Origin of the sequence: Microvirga sp. CF3016 (assembly GCF_036314085.1) — a bacterium.
Lineage (GTDB): Bacteria > Pseudomonadota > Alphaproteobacteria > Rhizobiales > Beijerinckiaceae > Microvirga.
This window is the reverse complement of record NZ_JAYGGM010000004.1, coordinates 179,353-201,614: the sequence shown is the minus strand read 5'-3', so window position 1 is coordinate 201,614 and position 22,262 is coordinate 179,353. Positions and strand designations below refer to the sequence as shown.

Here is a 22,262-nt window from a genome sequence, read left to right as displayed (position 1 = left end):
TGGTTCTTATAGATCCTCGGGTGAATTGTCACCTGTCGTTCTCTCCCATCAACGGCGCTGGACCGGCTTTGGTCCCCGTGCGCCCATCCGGCGCCCTGCAGTTCCCGGCCGTCAAAGCGCAAAAAGGCCCCGTGCCGACCGGCAGGGGCCCTTTTCTTGCGACGTCGACGTCAGATGACGAAGAAGTCCTTGTAGGTCAGCTTGAGGTTCTTGGAGAGCTGCGCGAATTCCACAGCCTCCTTCGAACCCGATCCATCGGCATCGTAGCTGAGGACGCCCGTCTTCTTGTTGTAGATGAGGTAGTCATCCTTCTCCCGTGCCTTGGTGCCCGTGACGAAGAACTCCTTGTTCAGCTGCGTCGGGTTGGACAATGTCCCGCTTCCGAGCTTCCTGAATACCGCGTTGTCGAGCCAGAGGCTGTCGAGCGTGACGTTGAAGTCCTTGATCGTATCGAAGTTGACCTTGCGATCCGTGCCGGCCGTTCCAAGCTTGTCGCTGAACACGAAGGCGTCGCTGCCAGCATTCCCGTAAAGGACGTCGTTGCTGCCGTCGCCATCGATCACATCGTCGCCCGAGCCGCCGACGACCGTGTCCTGACCGCCGCCGCCATAGACCCAGTCGTTGCCGGAATCTCCGTAGACGCGGTCGTTGCCGCCGCCGCCATAGACATGGTCGCTGTCCGTGCCGCCATAGACCCTGTCGGCACCGTCGTCGCCGTAGAGCCAGTCATCACCGCTCTCGCCGTAGACCTTGTCGTTTCCGACGCCGCCACGGAGCTCGTCGCCGGCACCCCGGCCCTTGATGACATCGTTGCCGCCCAGGCCCTTCATGATGTTGATGTTGTCGTTGCCGACGAGGGTGTTCGCCTTGGAGTTGCCGTTGCGGCTCTCGGTCGCGACTGCAGGATTCGCGGGGTTGCTCGGCGTTCCAGGATTGCCCGGGGTTCCAGGATTGCTGGGCGTCCCTGGGCCGGGATTGCCCGGGTTGGTCGGAGTAGGCTCCCAGACGCCGTTGTTCAGACGCCCGTCCGAGAACTGCACGATCTCAATGGCTCGCAGAGTGTCGGTGCCGACATCCGAGCCAGTCACTTTCCATTCGTCGATTTTGATCGTGATGGTGTAGTCGGACTTCTTTCCGGTATAGATCACCGTGTCCGTGCCAAGACTCCCATCCAGGGTGTCGTTACCGAGGCCACCGACGAGCGTGTCGTTGCCTTCCAGACCAAACAGCTTGTTATCCTGATCGTTGCCCGTAATGACGTTGTTGAGCTGGTTTCCCGTACCTTGAAGGGCGGGTTTCGTCGGATCGGCAGGAGCAGTCAGAGTAAGGTTCTCGACGTTGGCAGCCAGAGGTTTATCAGGGGAGAAGGAGATCGAACTGACGACTGTGTCGATCCCGGCTCCCGCATCCTCGTTCACCACATCTCCTGAATGATTGACGTGGTAGACGTCGTTGCCCGCTCCCCCGTTCATCGTATCGGCCCCGGCGGTGCCGACGATCTCGTTGTTGCCTGCGTCACCGTTCCAGACAGGCCCCGGCATTAACTGAAGGTTCTGGTCGCTGGCGTGAACCTTCACCCCGCCGGACACGCGGAAGCTCTCGGAGTAGCCCCCGTCAGTGACCGTCCAGATGCCGCCGCCGGCGGAGAATAGAACCGCCTGGCTGGAGAAGCCGACGAATTCGATCCGGTCGCCTGCAAGCGCGTCGTTGCCGATGAAGTCGGCGATCGTTTCGTCCTGGAACTCGCCCTTGCGGAGAATGAACACATCGTCTCCCGCACCGCCGGTCAACGAGTCAGCTCCCGCGCCGCCGTCGAGCGTGTCGTTGCCGTCGAGGCCGTACAGCTTGTTAACGAGATCGTTGCCGATGATGGCGTTGTTGAGCTGATTTCCCACACCCTGGATGTTAGGTTTCAACGGATCGGTAGACGCAATCAGCGTCAGATTCTCGACATTGGCGGCCAGAGGTTTATCGAGGGAACCGGACACGGAACTGATGATCGTATCGATCCCGGCTCCGGCAGCCTCGTTCACTGTATCGCCGCTGTGATCGACATAGTAGGTGTCGTTGCCAAGGTCGCCGTTCATCGTATCGGCGCCGCCCAGGCCGTTAAGCACGTTGTCGCCGCCGTTGCCGTTCAGAACATTCCCGCCTGAGTTGCCGGTGGCGTTCAGGTTGGCTGACCCTGTCAGCGTCAGCTCCTCGACTTCAGCCGAGAGAGCGTAGCTGACCGAGCTGATCACGCGGTCGTAGCCGCCCAGTTCAATACCGTTCGCGTCCTTGCTGGCTTTCTCGACAATCAGGTCGGCCGCATCGTCGACATAGTATGTATCGTCGCCGTTGCCGCCATCGAGACTGTCGGCGCCTGCGCCGCCATCCAGGGTATCCTTGCCGTCATTGCCCTTGAGTGTATTGACGGCCGCATTACCGACAATCACGTTGTCGAGTCCGTTGCCGTGCCCGTTGATGGCGCCCGCACCCAGCAGGGTCAGGTGTTCCACATTGGAGGTCAGGGCGTAGGTGATGGAGGAGTAAACGTGGTCCGTTCCCTCTCCGGCATTCTCGATGACGACGTCGCCCGAATGGTTGACCGTGTATTCATCGTTGCCTGCGGCGCCCGCCATCGTATCGGCGCCATCAGTGCCGTCGATCGCGTTGTTGCCTATATCGCCGGTCCAGACATAGCCCGGGACCGAGATGGAGCCAGAGTTCATTCCGCTGATCGTGTTTCCGGAGACGACCGTGTTTGTCGGTCCGGCATCGTCATTGGTCTGCTCCTCCCGAACGCCATAGCGGGCGTTGACGGCGCCGGTCGACGAGATCACGTTGTTCAGGATTTGCGTGTTGTGAGAATAGTAGGTGTTCTGGGAATAATCGTCGTCGAAACGCAGGCGAATGTTGATCTCGTCGTAGACGCCATCGCCTTCCTGCGAGTTGTTGCGGATTCGGCTGTCCTGAACCGTAACGTCGTCCGATCCCTCGATCCGGACGCCCTGGCGCTGATTGCCGTAGATATCGACATCGGTGATGGTGATCTGCTCCGACAGCTTGACCAGGATGCCTTCCTTGCCGTTGTCGTGATACGAGCCGCCGATGATTTCGATATCGGAGACCCAGGGGATCTCGGTCGAGCCTGCAGGAGGAATGTTGCCGCGTTGGATGGTGAGACCGGCGCCGCCTGCAAGGACGCCTTGGTACATGTACCGGTAACCGTTGCCGTAAGCTTCGTTGTCTTTGAGGGTGAGGCCCGTCGTCTCGTTCTGAATGTTGAAGCCGTGGCGGTCATTGTTGTAGGCGACGTTGTTCTCGTAGGTGCCGCCCACGACGGCGTCCGCCACGAAGCCGTCAAGCCCGTTGCCGTGAGACTCGGAATTCTTGATCGTCATGCCGTAGGTGACTTCGTGCGGATTGATGCCGTAAGCCGTGCAGTTCATCACCTCCACGTTGTCGATCGTGATGTTGGTCTGCGTGCGGCCGGAGCCGTCCTCCTTGATGCCGCAAATGAAGCCGGCCTGGTGTCCGGTGTTGTGCTCCCGGTTGCCGTCGATGACGAGATTGGCGACCGTGACGTTTTCGACGGTCTCCAGTTCCGTTCGCACGATGCCGTTGATGCGCGCATTGAAATTGTCCACGAGCTTGATCGTGGAATCGCGTGTGCCCGCGCCGACGAGGGCAACGCCCGACATGAGCTCGACCGGACCCTTGGAAGGATTCGTCGGATCGCCACTCACCATATAGGTTCCTGAGGCGAGTTGGACCGTGACCTGACCCTCTGCCTTATGGCTTTCGTAATATGTGTTTGCGTCGGCAATCGCTTTATTAATGGCCGCCATGTCTTTCGTGGCATCGCCGGTCGGCGGATCAACATAGAAGATCATGATGAGGTCCTTAAGTGTTCAAGTATCGATGTGTCAGCGCGACCGCGAGCGTCGTCGTCACCGGAATCGATCCGGTGCGCGCATTGCAAATGCCGACTGTTTTGGGGACGCCGTCAGTGCGACGGCGTTGTTCAGGTTTGCGTCGCTGGTGATCTGGCGAGGCGGCGCTGCCGTAAGGACAGGTGACGCGTTCGGGTCTTCGAAGCGGGATCGGTTTCCGCCTCGCTGGAAGTCGTGAGCATCTTGGCGTGTTCCTCTGCGGTGTCGGCCTGATTACTCGGAATTAAATAGGCATAATCGCAGAAGTGAAATGGATCTATTTTATACGCGCGGGGCAATTCGGAGTTAAAGAGTCGAATGCCCTGAAGAGGTGTAATGCTGTCGAAGTATAAGCCTACCTCGAATGGGATGAAGCCTTTTTGATAGTGCCTCGATACCCCCATCGATCAGGTTGCAATTCCGATCGCCGCAGGGGCTCGATTATTTGATGAGATCGAAAAGCTGTCCTGAGCATTGGGCGACCAGGATCAACAGAAGGATGCCGAAGAACCACAGCCATGAGCCGCTCCGCTGCGGCTGGGCGACGGGCGGTTGCGGCTGCTGGGGGCGGATGACGGGCCTTGGAGGCGCAGGCAGACGCTCGATCAGTTCGGCCGATGCGGCGGAAATGGTGCCGGCTCGTCCGATGAAGCGGAAGCTCACAGGAATGCCGCCGACGAAGTCGACCTCGGCCGGCTGCACCGCCGCCTCATGGTGAACCCACCAGTATTCCTTGCGATCATCCATCCTGCATCCCCTCAAAATCGGCCCGGTAGCCTTCCATTGAGACCGCGTTGATCTAGAATTTCAGCACCTATAAAGCCAGCAGGCGAAAAGTTGAGTAGGTTTTCAGGAGATCCCATGAACGTTCTCGTGACAGGCGGGGCAGGGTATATCGGCGGCCATATGGTTCTGGCGCTCCTCGATGCGGGACACAACCCGATCGTGTTCGACAATCTGTCGACCGGGTTCCGCTGGTCGGTTCCGGAGGGTGTACCTCTCGTCGTCGGCGATGTGGGAGATTACGAGCTGGTCCTTCGCACGCTCCAGCAGCACCGGGTCGATGCCATCGCGCATTTCGCCGCCAAGCTCATCGTGCCGGAATCGGTCTCCGATCCCCTGGGTTATTATCTGAACAACACCGTCAAGAGCCGCTCCCTCATGGCGGCGGCCGTTGCCGCGGGAATCAAGAAATTCGTGTTCTCCTCGACGGCGGCCGTCTATGGCGACACCTCCGACAAGCCGATCGACGAGAACGCACCCTTGGGGCCCCTGTCGCCCTACGGGAGCTCGAAGCAGCTGACGGAGGTTATGCTGCGCGATGTCGCGGCCGCGCACGACATGCGCTATGTGGTGCTGCGCTACTTCAACGTGGCGGGCGCCGATCCGCAGATGCGCCATGGCCAGTCGACCGCGAACGCCACCCACCTGATCAAGGTGGCGGTGCAGACGGCGCTCGGCATGCGGTCCCACATGGAGGTATTCGGCACGGATTATCCGACGCCGGACGGAACCTGCATCCGGGACTACATCCATGTGAGCGACCTGATCGCCGCTCACCTGCAGGCCCTGACGCATCTCGACGGGGGGGGCGAGAGCCTGGTCATGAATTGCGGCTATGGGCACGGCTATTCGGTCTCCGAGGTCATCGAGACGGTGCGCAAGGTTTCCGGAAAGCCCGTGGAGGCGCGGATCGGTCCGCGGCGGGCGGGCGACCCGACGACGATCGTGGCGGATTCGTCCCGCATCCGCGCCAGGCTGGGCTGGGAGCCGCGTCACGACGACCTCGCCACTATCGTGGAGCACTCCCTGCGATGGGAAAGCATGCTCCGGGAGCGGAACCTGAAGCTCTGACGAGAGCTGGTTCCACTAACGTGGAATCATCTCTCTTCTTGGTTTGCGCATTTTTTGACAGCGAACCGGAGCCACTTCGCCGAAAAATGCTCTACCCGTGGATTGCCGGCTCTCGATAAGGGCGGGTTAAGAACCTCTGCCTCAAATGCTCGTTGAGGCGCCGGGCCGATTCCCGGCGCCGTCGAGCAACGTGGTCGGAGGGCGAGAGCATGGGCGAGGACAGGGGAACGGGCGTCAATGGAATTCTGCTGCTGAACCGCCTGCTTCTGGCCGGCTGCTTTCTGCCGGTCGCCATCGGGCGTCTGTCGAACATTTCCGGCCTGGCCGCCACCCTGACCCTCAAGGGCATGCCCTACGGAGACGTGGTGGCGACCCTGATCGTCCTGGCCGAGGTGTTCGGGCCTCTGGCTCTCATCTTCGGTTTCGCGCCGCGCCTGAGCGCCGCCGTTCTCATTGCGGCGCTCGTGGTGACGACCGGCACCATGCACCGGTTCTGGGACTATGCCGGCCTGAACCGGCAGGCCGAGCAGGCGGTGTTTCTGTCCCACCTCGGCGTTTTGGCCGGTCTCCTGTTCTATGGCCTGATGGGGCCGGGAGCCTGGAGCTGGCAGGGCTGGTGGCGGGGGCTCAGCGGCAAGGCAAAGCCCGCCAAGGGCAAGAAGAAGCAGCCGTCCCGCCCGCGGGCTCCCAAGCCCCGGCCTGCGCCGGTCCGGCCCGTGGCGGACGACCAGGACGAACTGGCGGATGCCGCGTGAGGCCTCTGGAATCGGCGTGCGCTATGGACCCGGTGGGTTTCGTCTGCAAGGCTCCTGCCTTCATTCAGCCTCTTATCCAAGCCATAAAGCCTTGCTGCGCCGTGCTTTTGCGCACGGGCCATCGGTGAATTCTCAGGTTAACAGTGGCGTCATGCTCCATTCGTCTGTGCGTTGCATTCTCGGTCTGTCCCTCGCTCTCGCGTGCGCATCTCCCGCCGCTGCCCAGCAGCCCTCCGATCCGGTGACCCGCTTCCTCGACGGCATCTTCAAGAAGCCGGGGGCGCCGGCCGGCAGCGCTCCCCAGCAGCCCGCGCCGCAGGCCACCCCCCAGCCGGCGGCGCGCCCCCAGGCGCAGCCGCAAGCGCGTCCGCAGCCCGCCAAGCCGAAGGCGACCGTGCAGAAGCCCCAGCCGGCACCCCAACGGGCCGCCCAGCCTCAGACCGCCACGAGACCCGAGCCGCAGCCGCGGGCGCCTGCTCCTGAGAAAGTGGAGGCGAGACCGGCCGCTCCTGAACCGCAGAAGCCTGCTTCTGAGCCCCCCGTGCAGGCGGCCGAGCCGGCCAAGCCCGCCACGCCGCCTCCCGCCAAGGTGGCCGAGCCGCCGAAGCCCGCCCGCGCGACCCCGGCCCAGGCCGTGCCTGCGCCGACCGCCGTCGCCGCGCCGTCCTCCGCTCCGACGCCGACCTCGCCGCCGGGCCCCCGTACGCCCGAGGAGGCCCTCGACCGGGTCAACGCCTATTTCAACAGCATCGACGTGATGTCGGCCTATTTCGTGCAGAAGAACCCCAACGGCCAGCAGGCCGAGGGCACGCTCTCCATGCGCCGCCCGGGCCAGTTCCACTTCGCCTACGCGCCGCCGAGCACCCTCGAGGTGGTCTCCGACGGGCGCAATGTGGCCATCCGCGACAAGAAGCTCGGCACCAACGACGTCTATCCGGTCGGGCAGACCCCCCTGAAATTCCTCGTCCAGGACAATATCGACCTCTCGCGGGACACCAAGGTGCGCGACGTGCAGGTGGGGCGCGACGGCGTGGTGACGGTCCGGTTCGACGACAGCGCGACGCTGGGCGGCACCTCGAAGATCACCCTGCGCTTCGACAGCCGGGCCAATGCGCTCAAGCAATGGACCATCATCGACGCCCAGGGCTACGAGACCACCGTGACCCTGTCGGGCCTCAACGTGACCTATCGCCGGGACGCGAGGGCAGGCCAGTAGGGCTTGAGGCCGTGCCCGTGGAAAGAGCGGCGTTCCGCCGATTTTTGGCCTAGCGCGCCGAGGATTTCAGTCTAGAACACGGCCAGCGCGCTATGCGAGCGCGGCGCCCGAAATCCTTGGCAGGTGAGCATGGTGGATCAAGCGGCCCTCGGAGCCTATGCCGGTTACGTCCTCGAGGACGCGACCATCCCGGAACTGCCGAACCACTATCGCGGCAAGGTGCGCGACAATTACGACCTGCCCGACGGGCGGCGCATCATCATCGCGTCGGACCGCATCAGCGCCTTCGACCGGAATCTAGCGGCCATCCCCCTGAAAGGGCAGGTGCTGACCCAGACCGCCAGGTTCTGGTTCGAGGCGACGGCGGATATCTGCCCCAACCACGTGATCGAATATCCGGATCCGAACGTGCTGGTCGGCCGCAGGCTGACCATCCTGCCGGTGGAGATCGTGGTGCGCGACTATCTCGCCGGCACCACGGGCACGTCGATCCTTTCCCTCTACAAGGCCGGCCAGCGCGAGATGTATGGCATCCGCCTGCCTGAGGGCATGCGCGACAACGAGAAGCTGCCGCAGACCATCATCACGCCGACGAGCAAGGCCTTCCACGGCGGCCACGACGAGCCGCTGACGCCGGCCGAGATCGTCGGGCAGGGCCTGCTGAGCAGAGAGCAGTGGCAGACCGTCTCCGACTACGCCCTCGCGCTCTTCGCGAAGGGCAGGGCAATGGCCCGCGAGCGCGGCCTCATCCTGGTGGACACCAAGTACGAGTTCGGCATCGACGAGACAGGCCGGATCATGATCGCCGACGAGATCCACACGCCGGACTCGAGCCGCTACTGGTTTGCGGAGAGCTACCAGGAACGCTTCGAGGCCGGCGAGCGGCCCGAGAGCTTCGACAAGGATTTCATCCGCACCTGGGTGGTCGCCCGCTGCGACCCCTACAAGGACGAGATCCCCGTAATCCCGCAGGACGTGGTGCTGGAAACCGCGCGGGTCTACATCGACGCCTTCGAGCGCATCACCGGCCAGCCCTTCGTCCTGCCGCCGGCGGACGTGCCGGTGCTGGAGCGGGTGCGGCGGAATTTGAAGGGATATTTCTGAAGCCGGTTGACGATCCGGCCTGGTGCTCGTATTTTGCGCCCCATGATCACCGGTCGCACCAGCTTCACGAACTATTTTACGCCGTCCCCATAGGGCGGCTCCGTTCGGTTGCGACCAGACGTTCGATGCCGCCGCTCTCCGGCGGCATCTTCATTTGGTGATCAGGTCTCCGGGCAGCGGCTCCCGCCAATCCCCAGGAGACGAAACGATGAGCACTCCCAAATCAGACTTCCTGAAGACGCTGACCGAGCGCGGCTTCATCCATCAATGCACCGACCTCGACGCCCTCGACGGGCGGCTCTCCGCCGGGCCGGTGGCCGCCTACATTGGGTTCGACGCGACGGCCGACAGCCTGCATGTGGGCAGCCTCGTGCAGATCATGGCCCTGCGCTGGCTCCAGAAATCCGGCCACAAGCCCGTCGTGCTCATCGGCGGCGGCACCTCGCAGATCGGCGATCCGAGCTTCCGCGATGCGAGCCGGCCTCTGCTCGATGGCGAGCAGATCGCCCGGAACGCCGCCGGCCTGAAGCAGGTCTTCTCCCGCTACCTCGCCTTCGGCGACGGGCCGACCGACGCGGTGATGGTGGACAATGCCGATTGGCTCGATCCCCTGCGCTACCTGCCGTTCCTGCGCGACTTCGGCACCCATTTCACGATCAACCGGATGCTGAGCTTCGACAGCGTGCGCCAGCGGCTCGAGCGCGAGCAGCCCCTGACCCTGCTCGAGTTCAACTACATGGTTCTCCAGGCCTTCGACTTCCTCGAGCTGTCGCGCCACCACTCGTGCGTGCTGCAGATGGGCGGCTCGGACCAGTGGGGCAACATCGTCAACGGCATCGAGCTCGCCCGCCGCATCGACCAGCGCCAGCTCTTCGGGCTCACCACGCCGCTGCTCACCACCTCGGCGGGTGCCAAGATGGGCAAGACGGCGACCGGCGCGGTGTGGCTCAACGCCGAGAAACTGAGCCCCTACGCGTTCTGGCAATTCTGGCGCAACACGGAGGACGACGATGTCGCCCGCTTCCTTCGCCTCTTCACGGAACTGCCCCTCGACGAGGTGCACCGTCTCGGGCAGCTGAAGGGAGCCGAGATCAACGAGGCGAAGCGGATCCTCGCCCATGAGGCGACGCGGCTCGCCCACGGCGAGGCGGCAGCACGGGACGCGGCAGACACCGCCCGCCGCGCCTTCGAGGAGGGTGAGAACGCGTCCGGGCTTCCGAGCATCGGCGTCCCCCGCTCCGAACTCGATGCCGGCGTCACGGTCGCGCAGCTTCTCGTTCGCGCGGGCCTTTCAAGCTCGAAGAGCGAGGCACGCCGCCTGGTCCTCAACAGCGGGGCGAGGCTCAACGGCAAGGTCGTGCAGGATGCGGATGCTCATGTCGACACCGCGGATCTCACGGATGGAGCCCTGAAGCTGACGGCGGGCAAGAAACGGCACGTGCTGGTGCATGTGAGCGGTTGATCGAGAAGCACTCCGTTGTCATCCCCGGCGGTCCGCAGGACCGGGAAGGGGATCCACCATGCGCTCAGCGCTTGATCGTGGATCCCCTTCCCCTCCGATGGCCTCGCCATCTCCGGCCGGGAATGACACTGCGGCACTACTCCTAATCGGGATCACCGGCACAAGGCCGGTGATGACGTGGTGAGGGAGGTGGACGGGGCTCACCGAGCACGTCGTTGCGTCGAAAGAAAACGCGCAACCACCTTCGCCACATCCCTGGGCCGCTCGACGGGCAGCATATGGGTCTCGCGCTTGAAGAGCTGCAGCCGCGCGGACGGGATGTGCCGCGCGGTCTCCTCGATCGCCGCGACGTCGAAGAAGGGATCGCGCGTCGCGCCGACGATCAGGGTCGGCGCGGCGACGCGGGAGAGCCAGGACGGGTCGCAGCCGAAATCCTCGCCCGCGACGGCATTGAGACCGCGCACGATGGTGGCCGGATCGTTCATCGTCTCGTGCAGCCGTGTCCGCTCCTGCCGGAAGCGCCAGCGGATCAGCCAGTTGAGCCACGGGCGGCGGAAGACCAGGCCGAACTCGTCCAAAAGTCCTTCGAAATCGCCTTGCCACGCATGGTCGATCTGCCGGTCGACGCTGCGGCGTCCCTCCGGCGAGAAGCGGTGCGCACTCACCATCAGGATCAGCTCCTTCACCACATCGGCGTGGTCCGCGGCCAGCCGCGCGGCGACGAAGCCGCCGAAGGAGATGCCCATCACGGTCGCGGGGCCGATCTCGTCCCGCAGGATCCGCGCGACGTCCCCGACGATCGTCTCAATGGAATAATCGGCGCACGGCGCCGGATCGTAGCCCAGAATGTAAACGGCTCTGTCGGCTGGGAGCAGGCGTGCGATGCGCCTGGCGTCCCTCTGCGCACGCGCCGGGGTAGGGCGTCGGACGAAAGCCTGCCCGCCGTTGAGCACGACGATGGGATCGACGCCGGATCCTGATTTCACAAAGGGAATTCTGTCGAGGAACAGACCCGTATCGAATGTTCTCATGGACGTATCGCCGGAGAGGAGCCCGTTGCAGCGCCTGTGTCCGGTCGGATCGCGCTGCGCAGGAATGTCGACAAACATCTGTCTTGGTCGGTGATGCTTCGATGCGTGACCGACAGGGCGCGCCAGTCATGCGGCTGGAGCGGCAGAAAAGACAGGAATGGAGCCGGCGGACACTGGAAGAGTGGCGGCGGCTTGCGGGCCGGGACAGTGTTCCTAAAGGCAACCGGCCGTTACGTCAACTGCCGAGGTTGCGTTTCGGATCAGGCGCCGAGCGAAACGGCCGGAAGATCCTCAATGGCAGGCTTGGCGAAGAGGAACCCCTGAAACAGGCTGATTCCGGCATCCCGCAGCGTCGAGAGTTCCGCCTCCGTCTCGATGCCCTCGGCGATGATCGTGATGTTCAGGGCGCGCGCCATCACCAGGATGCCGGCGATGATGGCTTGGCGCGCGGCGGAATCCCCGATACCGCGGACGATCTCCATGTCGATCTTGATGAGATCGGTCTGGAAATTGGCGAGGAGATTCAAGCCCGCATGCCCGGCGCCGAAATCGTCGATGGCCGTGATGAACCCGAGGCGCTTGTATTCCGCGATGATCCGGGCCACGTGCTTCGTGTCCGCCATGCGCTCGTTCTCGGTGAACTCGAACATGATCCGTCTGGTGTCGAACCCCACGCGGCGGGCGGTCTCCAGGGACGTTCTGATGCAGGCCGCAGGCTCATAGACGGCGTTCGGCATGAAGTTGATGGAAAGCCGGGTCTCGTCGGTTTTCGGGAAGAGGCGGCCCGCCAGCTCGATGGCCTTGACGCGGCAGGCCTGATCGAACTTGTACTGCCGGCTGTCATCGACCTGGCTCAGAATCTGCCAGGCGGATTGCCCCTGCGTGCCCCGGACCAGGGCCTCGTAGCCCCAGACCACTCCCCGGTCGAGATCGACGATGGGGTGGAACGCCATGGTGAAATCGAACGGGAGCGGTTCGCCGCTCCGGCACCCCTGACATCCCACCTTCGTATCCACTGACGTTTCCATTCCGAGCATTGGCGAATTCCACACGGCACTATGGGAGAAGGATCTTGCGATTGCCCTAACGTGAGGAAAGGCACATCGCGATCATGGGCATTCGGGCAATCTTGCCGCCTGTCGCAGCCCCAACCCTGCGTCGACAGATCGAAGATAAAGCCGAGTGCCGTCTTGGGTCGGGCTGCCGGAGGCACGTTGTCGCGAGGAATGCGGGAGCCCTTCTCATGACCAGCAGCCGATTTGCCTTTCCGCCCTCGGGCGATGCGATCTTCCTGACCGATGGCGGTCTCGAGACAACGCTCGTCTTTCTCGACGGCGTCGATCTTCCCTGCTTTGCGGCATTTCCCCTTCTGCGCAGCGAGGAGGGCCGGGCGAGGCTCGAACGCTATTTCGAGCCCTATATCCGCACCGCCGTGGAGCGGGATGTCGGCTTCATCCTCGACACGCCCACCTGGCGGGCCAACACGGATTGGGCCGCGAAGCTCAATGTCCCGCCTGCCGAACTGGCGAGCATGAACGAAGAGGCCGTGCGCTGGGCCTCCGGCCTGCGCGACCGGCTTTCGGATACCCGGGATCGTATCCTGATCAACGGCGTCGTCGGCCCGCGCGGCGACGGCTACCGAGCCGATGCGCAGATGACCGCCGAGGAGGCGCAGGCCTATCATGCGCCGCAGGTGGAAGCCTTTCGCGAGGGCGCCGCCGACCTGGTCAGCGCCGTCACCATGAACTACGCCGAGGAGGCCATCGGCATCGCGCGGGCCGCGGAGGCTCTCGGCCTGCCGGTGGTGATCTCGTTCACGGTCGAGACGGACGGTCGGCTCGCGTCCGGCGAGACGCTGCAATCGGCCATCGAGCGGACGGACCGCGAGACCGGCCATGCTCCGGCCTATTACATGATCAACTGCGCGCACCCGAGCCACTTCGACGGCATTCTGTCGGAGCGCGATGGATGGACCCGGCGAGTCCGGGGGCTTCGCGCCAATGCCTCGGCCAAGAGCCATGCCGAGCTCGATGAAGCCACCGAGCTCGACCCGGGCGATCCCAACGATCTCGCCCGGCGCTATCGCGGGCTGCGGGAGCGCCTGACGCAGCTTTCCGTGCTCGGGGGATGCTGCGGCACCGACCACCGCCATATCGCGGCGATCTGCGAGGCCTGCGTTCCGGCGTCAAGCCGTGCTGCGTGACGAGGGCTCGCTCTCGCCCTTGTGCCGGTCCCAGGGCCAACGTCCCTCGATCTCGACTTCCAGCGAGAAGCTGAGGAAGGTCCGGATGAGGACGATGCCGCCGAGGATGAGCAGGCTCTGGAGCGACGGCTCGATGGCCACCGTGTTGATGATGTCGGCGGCGACGAGGAACTCGAGCCCGAGCAGGATCGCGCGACCCACATTGGAGCGATAGAGGTTGAAGGCCTCCGAACCCGAGCGTCCGCGCAGGATCTGCCAGAACACCGCGAGGCTCGATCCGAGGATTCCGAGAACGATGATGGCGATCCCGCCGACCTCGATGGCGCGCGTCGTCAGTTTGAGCGCCGAGAAAAACCATTCATCCATGAGCGATCCTTGAGCTTCATGGACATAGATTCATAGGACAGGGAGGCGAAGGCTCCAGCGGCACAGGCTGAGAAAAGAAGAGCCGCCGGAGCTTCCACGTCATTACCGGCCCTGTGCCGGTGATGACGCCGAGGGTCTGGAGACTTCTAAAGCCAGCCTCTCACTCAGTGGGATCAGGTGAAGCCGGGTTTGCTCGGCAGTCCCATGCGCTTGAACATCATCACCACCGGGCACATCCCCGTGAAGGAGGCCTGCACCAGATGGGCGCCGAGAATTCCGGTGAGCCAAAGCCAGTTGATGTTCACATAGACGGCGAGCAGGACGCTGACGATGATGAGCCCGCCGACGGTCAGAAGGATCGCGCGTTCGACTGTCATGGTATGCCTCCGGAAGAGACCAGACGATCTTACCTCAAGCCTGACAGGGGCAAAAGAAAAAGGGCCAGCCGGAGGCTAGCCCTTTTGATCCATATGCAACTCGCTTAGTAAGCCGAAGACACTCGCATTTCATCCTCCACGTCGAACAGACGCTGGCCCTGGAGCACGACCACGGGCGAGCCGACAGGCACGCGGCTGTGGAGGTCGATGATGTCCTGGTTGAACAGCCGGATGCAGCCGCTGGACACCGACTGGCCGATCGACCAGGGCTCCGTGGTGCCGTGGATGCGGTACATGGTATCGCGGCCTCCCTCATAGAGATAAAGCGCGCGTGCGCCGAGCGGATTGTTCAGGCCGCCGGCCATGCCGCCGGCCCACTTGGCATTGCGCTCCGGCTCGCGGCGGATCATGGCGGCGGTCGGCGTCCAGTTCGGCCATGTGGCCTTGCGGCCGACCCGGGCGCGACCGCCCCAGGCGAGGCCTTCCTTGCCGACGCCGATGCCATAGCGGATCGCCCGGCCACCCTCGCGCACGAGATAGAGATAGCGGGATGCCGTATCGACCACGATGGTGCCGGGCTCCTCGCGGCCGTAATAGGCGACCTCGCGGCGCAGGAAGCGCGGATCGACCTCGGAGATGTCGGTGGCCGGCAGCGGATGCGGCTCGTCGGGCCGAGGACCGTACATGGCGGCATAAGCGGGATCGATGCGGCGCACGGCTTGCTGCGGCGGCGTCTGCGTCGACACGCAGGCGGCCAGGGCCATTGGAAGAAGAACCGCGAGAAAGCGGATCGCGTTTTTCAACGGTGACGGGCTCGAAGCCAGAGCAGCAAACATCAGTGGGGTGACCTGCAGTTTCTGTTTTTGGGGTTCATCTGCCGACGTCTGAAAGCGGCAGCGTTACTCATGAAGAGACATAGCCTAGCGGGTGACGACAAGGTGGATCTCACGTGGCGGAAATGTGGCAAAGGTCCGGTGTGGTTTGCAAGACACAGTATTTTGAACGCCTTGATCCATTTCGTTTGTAACGGGTTAACTCTTCGGGCAGGTGCGTTAAGGTTTCTGTCCCAATTCGGTCACCAAGCGAGCGTTCTTCATGCGGCCTGTACCCATTCAGATGCTCACGGTCTGCGGCATCGCGGAATTACCGGATCAGCGCGACCGGTCCGTGACGCACGTTCTGTCCATTCTCGACCCGGATCATCCCGACCCGGAGGCGTTCGGCGCCTACGATCCGCATCACAGAACGATCCTGCGCTTCCACGACATCATCGAACCGGTGCCGGGCATGATCCTGCCCACGCCGAAGGACGTGGAGGCGGTCCTTCAGTTCGGAACCGAGGTGGCGAGGGGAGGGGCCGAACATGCGGAGGGGCACCTGCTCGTCCACTGCCATATGGGCGTCTCGCGCTCGACCGCCGCGATGCTGACGCTCATGGCTCAGGCCAATCCGCACGAGAGCGAGGATGTCCTGTTCGAGCGGCTGGCGGAGATCCGTCCCCAGGCCTGGCCGAATTCCCTCATGGTCGATTTCGCGGATGATCTCCTGTCGCGCAACGGGCGGCTCACCGATGCGCTGCGGCGGCACTACGGGCGCCAGATCCGGCGCATGCCGAACTACGTCCAGCTGATGCACGATCTCGGCCGCGGCCGCGAGGTGGAGATGGCGGCTTGAAGGAGCTGTGCACGGAACTCGCGAGTTGTCTCAGCCATCGGCCCGACACTCTTTCGCCCGGCATCACCGGGCTCGTCCCGGTGAGCCTGATCGTATGAGGCGTCACCTTGTCATTCCCGGCCGGAGCGTCAGCGGAAGGGAAGGGAATCCAGGGCGCTGAGCGCGGGAGTGGATCCCCTTCCCGCACTTCGTGCGCCGGGGATGACAGCGACGCGCTTCATTCCGCGCGACGCCTTTCCGATCGAGATGGCCGGGACAAGCCCGGCCATGACGTGAGAAGGGGTGATGCCCAGGAGCTTTCTGCGGCCCGGTTAACGCACGGACCCCTTTCCAAGCGTGCCGAACTTCGCGTCCACCTTTGCCGGGAGAGGCGCAGCCTCGTCGTTCGCCAGCTCTTCGATGATCGGGCAATGGGGCCGGGAATCGCCGTGACAATTCCTGGCGAGATGCTTCAGGGTCGAGGCCATCTCCTGCAGCTCCCGGATCTTGCGCTCGAGCACGCCGACATGGTCGAGCGCGATGGCCTTCACGTCCTTGCTCGCCCGCTCGCGGTCCTGCCAGAGGGAGACGAGATCGGCGATCTGTTCGACCGAGAAGCCGAGATCCCGCGCGCGCCGGATGAAGCGCAGGGTATGCACGTCGTGGTCCGAATACACCCGGTATCCCGACTCGGTGCGGACGGTTTTCGGGATCAGCCCGATGGACTCGTAATAGCGGATCATCTTGGCCGAAACGCCCGAGGCCGCGGCTGCCTGTCCGATATTCATGCGACACCTTCGACGGGTTGAGAGTGAGCGGCGGCCTGCGCGGACGCCACGGGCGCCTTGAAGCCGCGCAGGCGCAGGGCATTGCCGAGAACGAAGACGCTGGACAGCGCCATGGCTCCGGCCGCGAAGATCGGCGACAGCAGGGTGCCGTCGACGGGATAGAGCACGCCCGCGGCGACCGGTATCAGCAGCACGTTGTAGGCGAAGGCCCAGAACAGGTTCTGCCGGATGTTGCGGATGGTCGCCTTCGACAGGGCGATGGCGTTGACGACGCCGCGCAGGTCGCCGGACATGAGCACCACGTCGGCGCTCTCGATGGCGATGTCCGTGCCCGTGCCGATGGCAATGCCGATATCGGCCTCCGCCAGAGCGGGCGCATCGTTGATGCCGTCGCCCACGAAGGCAATGCTGCCGTGCTGCCGGCGCAGGCGCTTGACCACCTCGACCTTGCCGTCGGGCAGAACCTCGGCCGCCACCGCGTCGATCCCGATGCGCCTCGCGATGGCCTCGGCGGTCCTGCGGTTGTCGCCGGTGACCATGGCGACCTTCAGGCCGAGCGCATGGAGCGCCGCAACGGCTTCCGGGGTCGACGGCTTGATCGGATCGGCGACCGCCACGACGGCGGCGAGCTTGCCGTCGATGGCGGCATAGAGCGGGCTCTTGCCCTCAGCGCCCAGGCGGGCAGCAACCTCGGCGAAGCCGGCGACGGAGACGCCGAGCTGCGTCATGAAGCGATCCGCCCCCACGGCCACCCTTCGACCCTCGACCAAGCCTGAGACGCCGAAGCCCGGCACGGCCTCGAAGCTCCCGGTCGGCGGCTGGTCCAGTCCCCGCCGCTCGGCGGCCGCCACGATAGCCTGGGCGATCGGGTGCTCGGAGCGGCGTTCCACGGCCGCGACCAGCCGCAGGGCCTCGGCCTCGGAGACGCCGGGAGCCGTCACGAAATCGGTCAGCTCGGGGCGCCCCTGAGTGAGGGTGCCGGTCTTGTCCAGGGCGACGACCCCGACTTCCTTGAGGCTCTGCAGGGCCTCGCCCTGGCGGAAGAGAACCCCGAGCTCCGCCGCCCGGCCCGTGCCGACCATGATGGAGGTGGGGGTCGCCAGGCCCATGGCGCAGGGGCAGGCGATGATCAGCACGGCGACCGCATTCACCAGCGCGAAGGTGAGGGCAGGCTCTGGACCGAGGAGGAGCCAGACCAGGAAGGTGAGGGCGGCTGCCGCCATGACGGCGGGCACGAACCAGGCGGTCACCCGGTCGACGACGGCCTGGATCGGGAGCTTCGAGCCTTGAGCCTGCTCGACCATGCGGATGATCTGGGCCAGGACCGTGTCGGCGCCGATGCGGGTGGCCCGGAAGGTGAAGCTGCCGGTCCGGTTGATGGTGCCGCCCACCACTTCGCTACCATGGGACTTCTGCACGGGCACCGGCTCGCCCGTGATCATGGATTCATCGACATAGGAAGAACCTTCCACCACCTCACCGTCCACCGGCACCTTCTCGCCGGGACGGACCTGGACGCGATCGCCGATCAGGACCTGGTCGAGGGGAATCTCCAGGACCTCGCCGTCCCGCACCACGCGGGCGGTCTTCGCCTGCAGCCCTATGAGGCGCTTGATCGCCTCGGAGGTGCGGCCCTTGGCCTTCGCCTCGAGGAACCGGCCGAGCAGGATCAGGGTCACGATGACGGCGGCCGCCTCGTAATAGACGTTGTCCATGCCGGCAGGCAGGAAGCCGGGCAGGAAGGTCGCCATCACGGAATAGGCATAGGCGGCGCTCGTACCGATCACGACCAGCGAGTTCATGTCCGGCGACCCGCGCAGCAGGGCAGGGATGCCCTTGCGGAAGAAGCGCAGGCCCGGGCCGAACAGAACCAGGGTGGTCAGCGCGAATTGCAGGTACCAGCTGGTACGGTGCCCGAGCGTTCCCATCACCCAATCATGGATGGCGAGAATGAAGTGGGATCCCATTTCGAGAACGAAGACCGGCAGGGTGAGGATTGCCGCGATCAGCACAGAGCGTCGCAGGGCGGAAATCTCGACCTCCCGGGCCTGCCGTTCCCGGTCGACTTGACCCTCGTCGCGTTGAACGGGCTTGGCCTCATAGCCCGTCTGCTCGACGGCCCCGATCAGGCGGTCCACGACGTCTGCTCGACCGAAATAGCGGACGGAGGCGCGCTCGGTGGCGAGGTTGACGGAGGCATCGACCACGCCGGGCACACGCCTGAGCGTCTTCTCGACCCGGTTGACGCAGGACGCGCAGGTCATTCCGTCGATCGTGAGCTCGATCGTATTCTCCGAGGGCTCGTAGCCGGCAGCCCGGATGGCGTCCGCAACCGCCGTCGGACTGGCCTCGGAGGAGGCGAACTCCACATGCGCTCGTTCCGTCGCCAGGTTGACGTTGGCAGCCATGACGCCGTCCACCGAGCGGATCGCCTTTTCCACACGGCCGACGCAGGAGGCGCAGGTCATGCCCTGGATGGGAATGTCGATGCTGTCGATTGGGGCGGGCGTGCCGGCGGCCATGGTGAATCTCCTGATCCCTATATGGGACCAGGGTGTAATCCTTCCAATCATGGGAAGGTCAAGCGGTTTCAGAAATGGGTTTCGGACATGCGGCGTCTCTCCCGTGCTCACCCTCGACGTCATGGCCGTCCCGGACGTGATGCGGTGATCGGTCCCAGCCCTTCTACTGTCAGACTCACTCTCTCCCTCGTCCCGGCCATCCCGATCTTTTGGAGCACCGCGCTTTTCCGATCGGGATCACCGGCACAAGGCCGGTGATGACGGGACGGGTAGCAGGAGCGGGGTGGCACTGCTGTGACGCAACGCTATGTTCTCACTTTGTTCTTGACACGGTGTTGCATCTGAGCTATACTCTTGTGCAGATCGGTTCCTGCGAGGGGCGCGCTCGCGAGGCGTCGCAGTGACGGGAGCCGGCACGGTCCTGCGGCAGGCCTCGCACGCCTGGGAGCGCAGGAGGCCGACCTTGGGTGTCGTCCCAGCTGGTCCGCCTGAAAAGAACCGTGCGCGAGGCGCCGTCCGGCTCTTCCATCTCCCACCATCATCATCGAGCCGGGCTGCCACTCGCGCCACCCTCGATCGTCCTTCCGGCTCAGGGCTCACCAGCCCTGGGCCTGAAGGTGCTGGCTCGTTGACATCACCACAGGTCACCAGAACCGTCTGCGGCACGCCCGGCGTGTCATGCCCGGCCGGAGAGGGCGAACGCCCTCGCAGGGGAAGGGATCCACGATCAGGCGCAACGCCAAGGATCCCCTTCCCGCACTGCGTGCGCCGGGGAGGACACCCGCGGCGTCACGGCCAGCCCCGTCCCGATCGGAAGGGCGCCGTGCTTCAAACAAGCGAGATCACCGCCACAAGCCCGGTGGTGACGGCGCGGGTGGCGAGCCCGGGGAGAACGAGGGAGAGGAACAGGGTCAACCCTGTTCCAGCACCTTAGAAGAGTGCGTCGCCTCACACGAGCGAGGTCACCGGCACCGCCTCCCAAAAGTCGTCCGAGGAGATGATGGCGAAGGATATTAATGGCAGGGCGGACGAACTGCCTGTGCGGGTTCGACCGGCTCCGTCCCGCTCCCACCCGCAGGGGAACCAGGCCCGAACCTGGGTCATTGATCCGACACGTTTGCCGCCTAGGGGCGAGGACAATTTCCTGCTTGTGCCGCATGCCGCGGTGCTCTTACCTGTAACGAACGATAAAGCCGGTGCCGACCTTTGAAGCATAGCGACAAACAGGGGCGAACCCTTCGGATCCTCACCTACAACGTCCATCGCTGGCTCGGCACGGACAGGCAGATCTCACCGCAGCGGATCGCGGAGGTCATCGCCTCCTGCGACCCGGATATCGTCGCCCTGCAGGAGGTTCGCGTCGGCCGCGCGAGAGCAGGGGAGATCGATCAGGCCGCGGCCGTGGCATCCCGGCTCGGCATGGACCTGCATTTCCAGCCCACGATCCGTATTCTGGGCGAGCAATACGGCATCGCCGTTCTGGCCCGTCACGCCTCCAGGATCGTGAGGTCGGGGCGCCTGCCCACGCAATCGACGAGGCCGTCCTTCGAGAAGCGCAGCGCCCTCTGGGTGGCCGTCGAGGTCGATGGCCAGACGATCCAGGTCATCAACGCTCACCTGTCGCTGCGCTCCGGGGAGAGGCGAACGCAGGCGGCCGCTCTGATCGGGCCGGATTGGATCGGCCATCCGGATTGCGCCGAACCGGCCGTGTTGCTGGGCGACTTCAACGCGCCGCCGTACTCCCGTTCCTACCGCCTGATCGCAAACCGGATGCAGGACGCCCAGTTGTCCAATTCCTTCGGGGAGCCGCAACCGACCTTCCATACAAGGGCGCCCGTCCTGCGGCTGGACCATGTCTTCGTGACGAAATCCATCCAGGTGGTCGATGCCGGGCCGGTGCGAAACTCTATGACCCGGGTCGCGTCCGATCATTTCCCCCTTCTGGCGGAGCTGCGCGTGCGCAAGCGGCACGGGGTTTCAGCGGCAAGCCAAGCCCGTGAGGGCGAACTCCTCTGACCATTGGGCACCGGGTCGGAAGAGCGGAGCGACCGCGCCACGGCTCTTAGGGCATCCAAAACCCTTGCCACGGAACCTCAGGGCGGCTAGGCACCCGGTGCCATGCTTCCTGTTTCCGTTTTCATAATTGCCAAGAACGAGGCCGATCGGATCGGAGCGACCATCCGCGCCATCCGAAGCCTGACGGACGATCTCGTCGTGATCGATTCGGGCTCGACGGACGGAACCCAGGCGGTGTCTCAGGAACTCGGCGCCCGGGTGATCTTCAATCCCTGGCCGGGATACGGGCTCCAGAAACGCTTCGCGGAGGACCAGTGCCGGCACGAATGGCTGCTGAACCTCGATGCGGATGAAGAGGTCTCGCCGGAGCTGCTGGCCGAAATCCGCGGGCTGTTCGCTCATGGAGAGCCGCCCTGCCAGGCCTACGGCATTCGGATCGCCGAAACCTTCCCGGGGGAGACCGCTCCCCATCCCCTGGCCTATCGGGTCGCGCCCGTCCGGCTCTATCGCCGGGACGCCGGCCGGTATTCGTCCTCGCTCGTCCATGACCGGGTCGACCTGAAGCCGGGCGTCAAGATCGGCAAGCTCAAGGGGCTCGTGCATCACCGATCCGTGCGCTCCCTCGGCGACCAGCTCGCCAAGCTCAACAGCTACACCGACCAGCAGGCCGTCGACCTCGAGGTGAGGGGGATCTCGATCCCCACATGGCGGGTCTATTTCGAGTTTCCGGCGGCGTTCCTGAAGGCCTATTTCGGCCGGCTGCACTTCCTGCGCGGCACCTATGGCTTCCTGATCGCCATGAACTACGCCACATGGCGCCACCTGCGCCTGGCGAAGCACTATGAGCGCAAGCGTTTGGGAGCCCTCGCCAAATCCGGAGCCCGGACGGAGCGGGCCTAGAGCATCGGACCCAAATGTGGATTGCACTTTTGGGATCTGATCCGATGCTCCATTCTTTGACGAGCGCATCGTCGAGCGCGTCCCTGGGGGGCCGCACG

18 protein-coding genes are annotated in these 22,262 nt (G+C 64.4%); 9 read left to right on the top strand and 9 right to left on the bottom strand.

Annotation, left to right across the window (positions count from 1 at the left end):
• Positions 1 to 170: 170 nt before the first annotated feature.
• Both VB672_RS07395 and VB672_RS07390 read right to left on the bottom strand, forming a co-directional pair.
• Positions 171 to 3,878 (bottom strand): right-handed parallel beta-helix repeat-containing protein, encoded by a 3,708-nt coding sequence (locus VB672_RS07395; protein WP_329783532.1) that lies wholly within the window; start codon positions 3,876 to 3,878, stop codon positions 171 to 173.
• A 480-nt stretch (positions 3,879 to 4,358) separates the two neighbouring features.
• Positions 4,359 to 4,664, bottom strand: coding sequence for a hypothetical protein (locus VB672_RS07390; RefSeq protein ID WP_329783531.1), 306 nt, complete (start codon positions 4,662 to 4,664; stop codon positions 4,359 to 4,361).
• A gap of 114 nt (positions 4,665 to 4,778) precedes the next feature.
• Between VB672_RS07390 and galE the strand changes: the two genes are divergently transcribed.
• The 5 genes from galE (at position 4,779) to tyrS (ending at position 10,308) form a co-directional block, all read left to right on the top strand.
• A complete protein-coding gene (gene galE / locus VB672_RS07385; RefSeq protein ID WP_329783530.1) occupies positions 4,779 to 5,771 on the top strand; it encodes a UDP-glucose 4-epimerase GalE in 993 nt (330 codons plus the stop codon).
• Between the two features lie 209 nt (positions 5,772 to 5,980).
• On the top strand, positions 5,981 to 6,526 hold the full coding sequence (locus tag VB672_RS07380) for a DoxX family protein (protein ID WP_329783529.1): 546 nt from the start codon (positions 5,981 to 5,983) through the stop codon (positions 6,524 to 6,526).
• A 151-nt stretch (positions 6,527 to 6,677) separates the two neighbouring features.
• Complete coding sequence (locus tag VB672_RS07375) at positions 6,678 to 7,742, top strand: LolA family protein (RefSeq protein WP_329783528.1); 1,065 nt, start codon at positions 6,678 to 6,680, stop codon at positions 7,740 to 7,742.
• Positions 7,743 to 7,871: 129 nt separating this feature from the next.
• On the top strand, positions 7,872 to 8,846 hold the full coding sequence (locus VB672_RS07370; protein ID WP_329783527.1) for a phosphoribosylaminoimidazolesuccinocarboxamide synthase: 975 nt from the start codon (positions 7,872 to 7,874) through the stop codon (positions 8,844 to 8,846).
• A 208-nt stretch (positions 8,847 to 9,054) separates the two neighbouring features.
• Positions 9,055 to 10,308, top strand: a complete 1,254-nt coding sequence (gene tyrS / locus VB672_RS07365) for a tyrosine--tRNA ligase (RefSeq protein WP_329783526.1) — start codon at positions 9,055 to 9,057, stop codon at positions 10,306 to 10,308.
• 200 nt (positions 10,309 to 10,508) lie between these two features.
• Here tyrS and VB672_RS07360 read toward each other — a convergent pair whose 3' ends face one another.
• Together VB672_RS07360 and VB672_RS07355 are read right to left on the bottom strand one after the other, a co-directional pair.
• Positions 10,509 to 11,417 (bottom strand): alpha/beta fold hydrolase, encoded by a 909-nt coding sequence (locus tag VB672_RS07360; protein WP_329783525.1) that lies wholly within the window; start codon positions 11,415 to 11,417, stop codon positions 10,509 to 10,511.
• 182 nt (positions 11,418 to 11,599) lie between these two features.
• Complete coding sequence (locus VB672_RS07355) at positions 11,600 to 12,367, bottom strand: EAL domain-containing protein (protein WP_329783524.1); 768 nt, start codon at positions 12,365 to 12,367, stop codon at positions 11,600 to 11,602.
• Positions 12,368 to 12,582: 215 nt separating this feature from the next.
• Here VB672_RS07355 and VB672_RS07350 point away from each other — a divergent pair, with 215 nt between their 5' ends.
• Positions 12,583 to 13,542, top strand: a complete 960-nt coding sequence (locus VB672_RS07350) for a homocysteine S-methyltransferase family protein (protein ID WP_329783523.1) — start codon at positions 12,583 to 12,585, stop codon at positions 13,540 to 13,542.
• On the opposite strand, the gene VB672_RS07345 is transcribed toward VB672_RS07350, so the two are convergent.
• From VB672_RS07345 to VB672_RS07335, 3 genes are all read right to left on the bottom strand, one after another.
• Positions 13,525 to 13,908, bottom strand: a complete 384-nt coding sequence (locus VB672_RS07345) for a DUF1622 domain-containing protein (RefSeq protein ID WP_329783522.1) — start codon at positions 13,906 to 13,908, stop codon at positions 13,525 to 13,527. The genes VB672_RS07350 and VB672_RS07345 overlap by 18 nt on opposite strands.
• A 173-nt stretch (positions 13,909 to 14,081) precedes the next feature.
• The gene (locus VB672_RS07340; RefSeq protein ID WP_329783521.1) at positions 14,082 to 14,285 is read right to left on the bottom strand and encodes a YgaP family membrane protein; all 204 of its coding nucleotides are present in this window, start codon (positions 14,283 to 14,285) and stop codon (positions 14,082 to 14,084) included.
• A 104-nt stretch (positions 14,286 to 14,389) separates the two neighbouring features.
• Positions 14,390 to 15,049 (bottom strand): L,D-transpeptidase, encoded by a 660-nt coding sequence (locus VB672_RS07335; protein WP_329783731.1) that lies wholly within the window; start codon positions 15,047 to 15,049, stop codon positions 14,390 to 14,392.
• A gap of 331 nt (positions 15,050 to 15,380) precedes the next feature.
• Here VB672_RS07335 and VB672_RS07330 point away from each other — a divergent pair, with 331 nt between their 5' ends.
• Entirely contained in the window at positions 15,381 to 15,959 is a 579-nt protein-coding gene (locus VB672_RS07330) for a tyrosine phosphatase family protein (protein ID WP_329783520.1), read from the top strand.
• 311 nt (positions 15,960 to 16,270) lie between these two features.
• Here the strand turns inward: VB672_RS07330 and cueR are convergent, their stop codons facing one another.
• Together cueR and VB672_RS07320 are read right to left on the bottom strand one after the other, a co-directional pair.
• The gene (gene cueR / locus VB672_RS07325) at positions 16,271 to 16,726 is read right to left on the bottom strand and encodes a Cu(I)-responsive transcriptional regulator (protein WP_329783519.1); all 456 of its coding nucleotides are present in this window, start codon (positions 16,724 to 16,726) and stop codon (positions 16,271 to 16,273) included.
• Entirely contained in the window at positions 16,723 to 19,248 is a 2,526-nt protein-coding gene (locus tag VB672_RS07320; RefSeq protein ID WP_329783518.1) for a heavy metal translocating P-type ATPase, read from the bottom strand. Before VB672_RS07320 ends, cueR begins: the two co-directional genes overlap by 4 nt.
• A gap of 1,206 nt (positions 19,249 to 20,454) precedes the next feature.
• Between VB672_RS07320 and VB672_RS07315 the strand changes: the two genes are divergently transcribed.
• Entirely contained in the window at positions 20,455 to 21,264 is an 810-nt protein-coding gene (locus VB672_RS07315; RefSeq protein ID WP_329783517.1) for an endonuclease/exonuclease/phosphatase family protein, read from the top strand.
• 102 nt (positions 21,265 to 21,366) lie between these two features.
• On the top strand, positions 21,367 to 22,164 hold the full coding sequence (locus tag VB672_RS07310; protein ID WP_329783516.1) for a glycosyltransferase family 2 protein: 798 nt from the start codon (positions 21,367 to 21,369) through the stop codon (positions 22,162 to 22,164).
• Positions 22,165 to 22,262 lie beyond the last annotated feature (98 nt).

Coding starts and splice junctions, on each gene's coding strand:
- VB672_RS07395 (WP_329783532.1), bottom strand. CDS start 3,878: ATGATCTTCTATGTTGATCCGCCGACCGGCGATGCCACGAAAGACATG.
- VB672_RS07390 (WP_329783531.1), bottom strand. CDS start 4,664: ATGGATGATCGCAAGGAATACTGGTGGGTTCACCATGAGGCGGCGGTG.
- galE (WP_329783530.1), top strand. CDS start 4,779: ATGAACGTTCTCGTGACAGGCGGGGCAGGGTATATCGGCGGCCATATG.
- VB672_RS07380 (WP_329783529.1), top strand. CDS start 5,981: ATGGGCGAGGACAGGGGAACGGGCGTCAATGGAATTCTGCTGCTGAAC.
- VB672_RS07375 (WP_329783528.1), top strand. CDS start 6,678: ATGCTCCATTCGTCTGTGCGTTGCATTCTCGGTCTGTCCCTCGCTCTC.
- VB672_RS07370 (WP_329783527.1), top strand. CDS start 7,872: ATGGTGGATCAAGCGGCCCTCGGAGCCTATGCCGGTTACGTCCTCGAG.
- tyrS (WP_329783526.1), top strand. CDS start 9,055: ATGAGCACTCCCAAATCAGACTTCCTGAAGACGCTGACCGAGCGCGGC.
- VB672_RS07360 (WP_329783525.1), bottom strand. CDS start 11,417: ATGTTTGTCGACATTCCTGCGCAGCGCGATCCGACCGGACACAGGCGC.
- VB672_RS07355 (WP_329783524.1), bottom strand. CDS start 12,367: ATGGAAACGTCAGTGGATACGAAGGTGGGATGTCAGGGGTGCCGGAGC.
- VB672_RS07350 (WP_329783523.1), top strand. CDS start 12,583: ATGACCAGCAGCCGATTTGCCTTTCCGCCCTCGGGCGATGCGATCTTC.
- VB672_RS07345 (WP_329783522.1), bottom strand. CDS start 13,908: ATGGATGAATGGTTTTTCTCGGCGCTCAAACTGACGACGCGCGCCATC.
- VB672_RS07340 (WP_329783521.1), bottom strand. CDS start 14,285: ATGACAGTCGAACGCGCGATCCTTCTGACCGTCGGCGGGCTCATCATC.
- VB672_RS07335 (WP_329783731.1), bottom strand. CDS start 15,049: ATGGCCCTGGCCGCCTGCGTGTCGACGCAGACGCCGCCGCAGCAAGCC.
- VB672_RS07330 (WP_329783520.1), top strand. CDS start 15,381: ATGCGGCCTGTACCCATTCAGATGCTCACGGTCTGCGGCATCGCGGAA.
- cueR (WP_329783519.1), bottom strand. CDS start 16,726: ATGAATATCGGACAGGCAGCCGCGGCCTCGGGCGTTTCGGCCAAGATG.
- VB672_RS07320 (WP_329783518.1), bottom strand. CDS start 19,248: ATGGCCGCCGGCACGCCCGCCCCAATCGACAGCATCGACATTCCCATC.
- VB672_RS07310 (WP_329783516.1), top strand. CDS start 21,367: ATGCTTCCTGTTTCCGTTTTCATAATTGCCAAGAACGAGGCCGATCGG.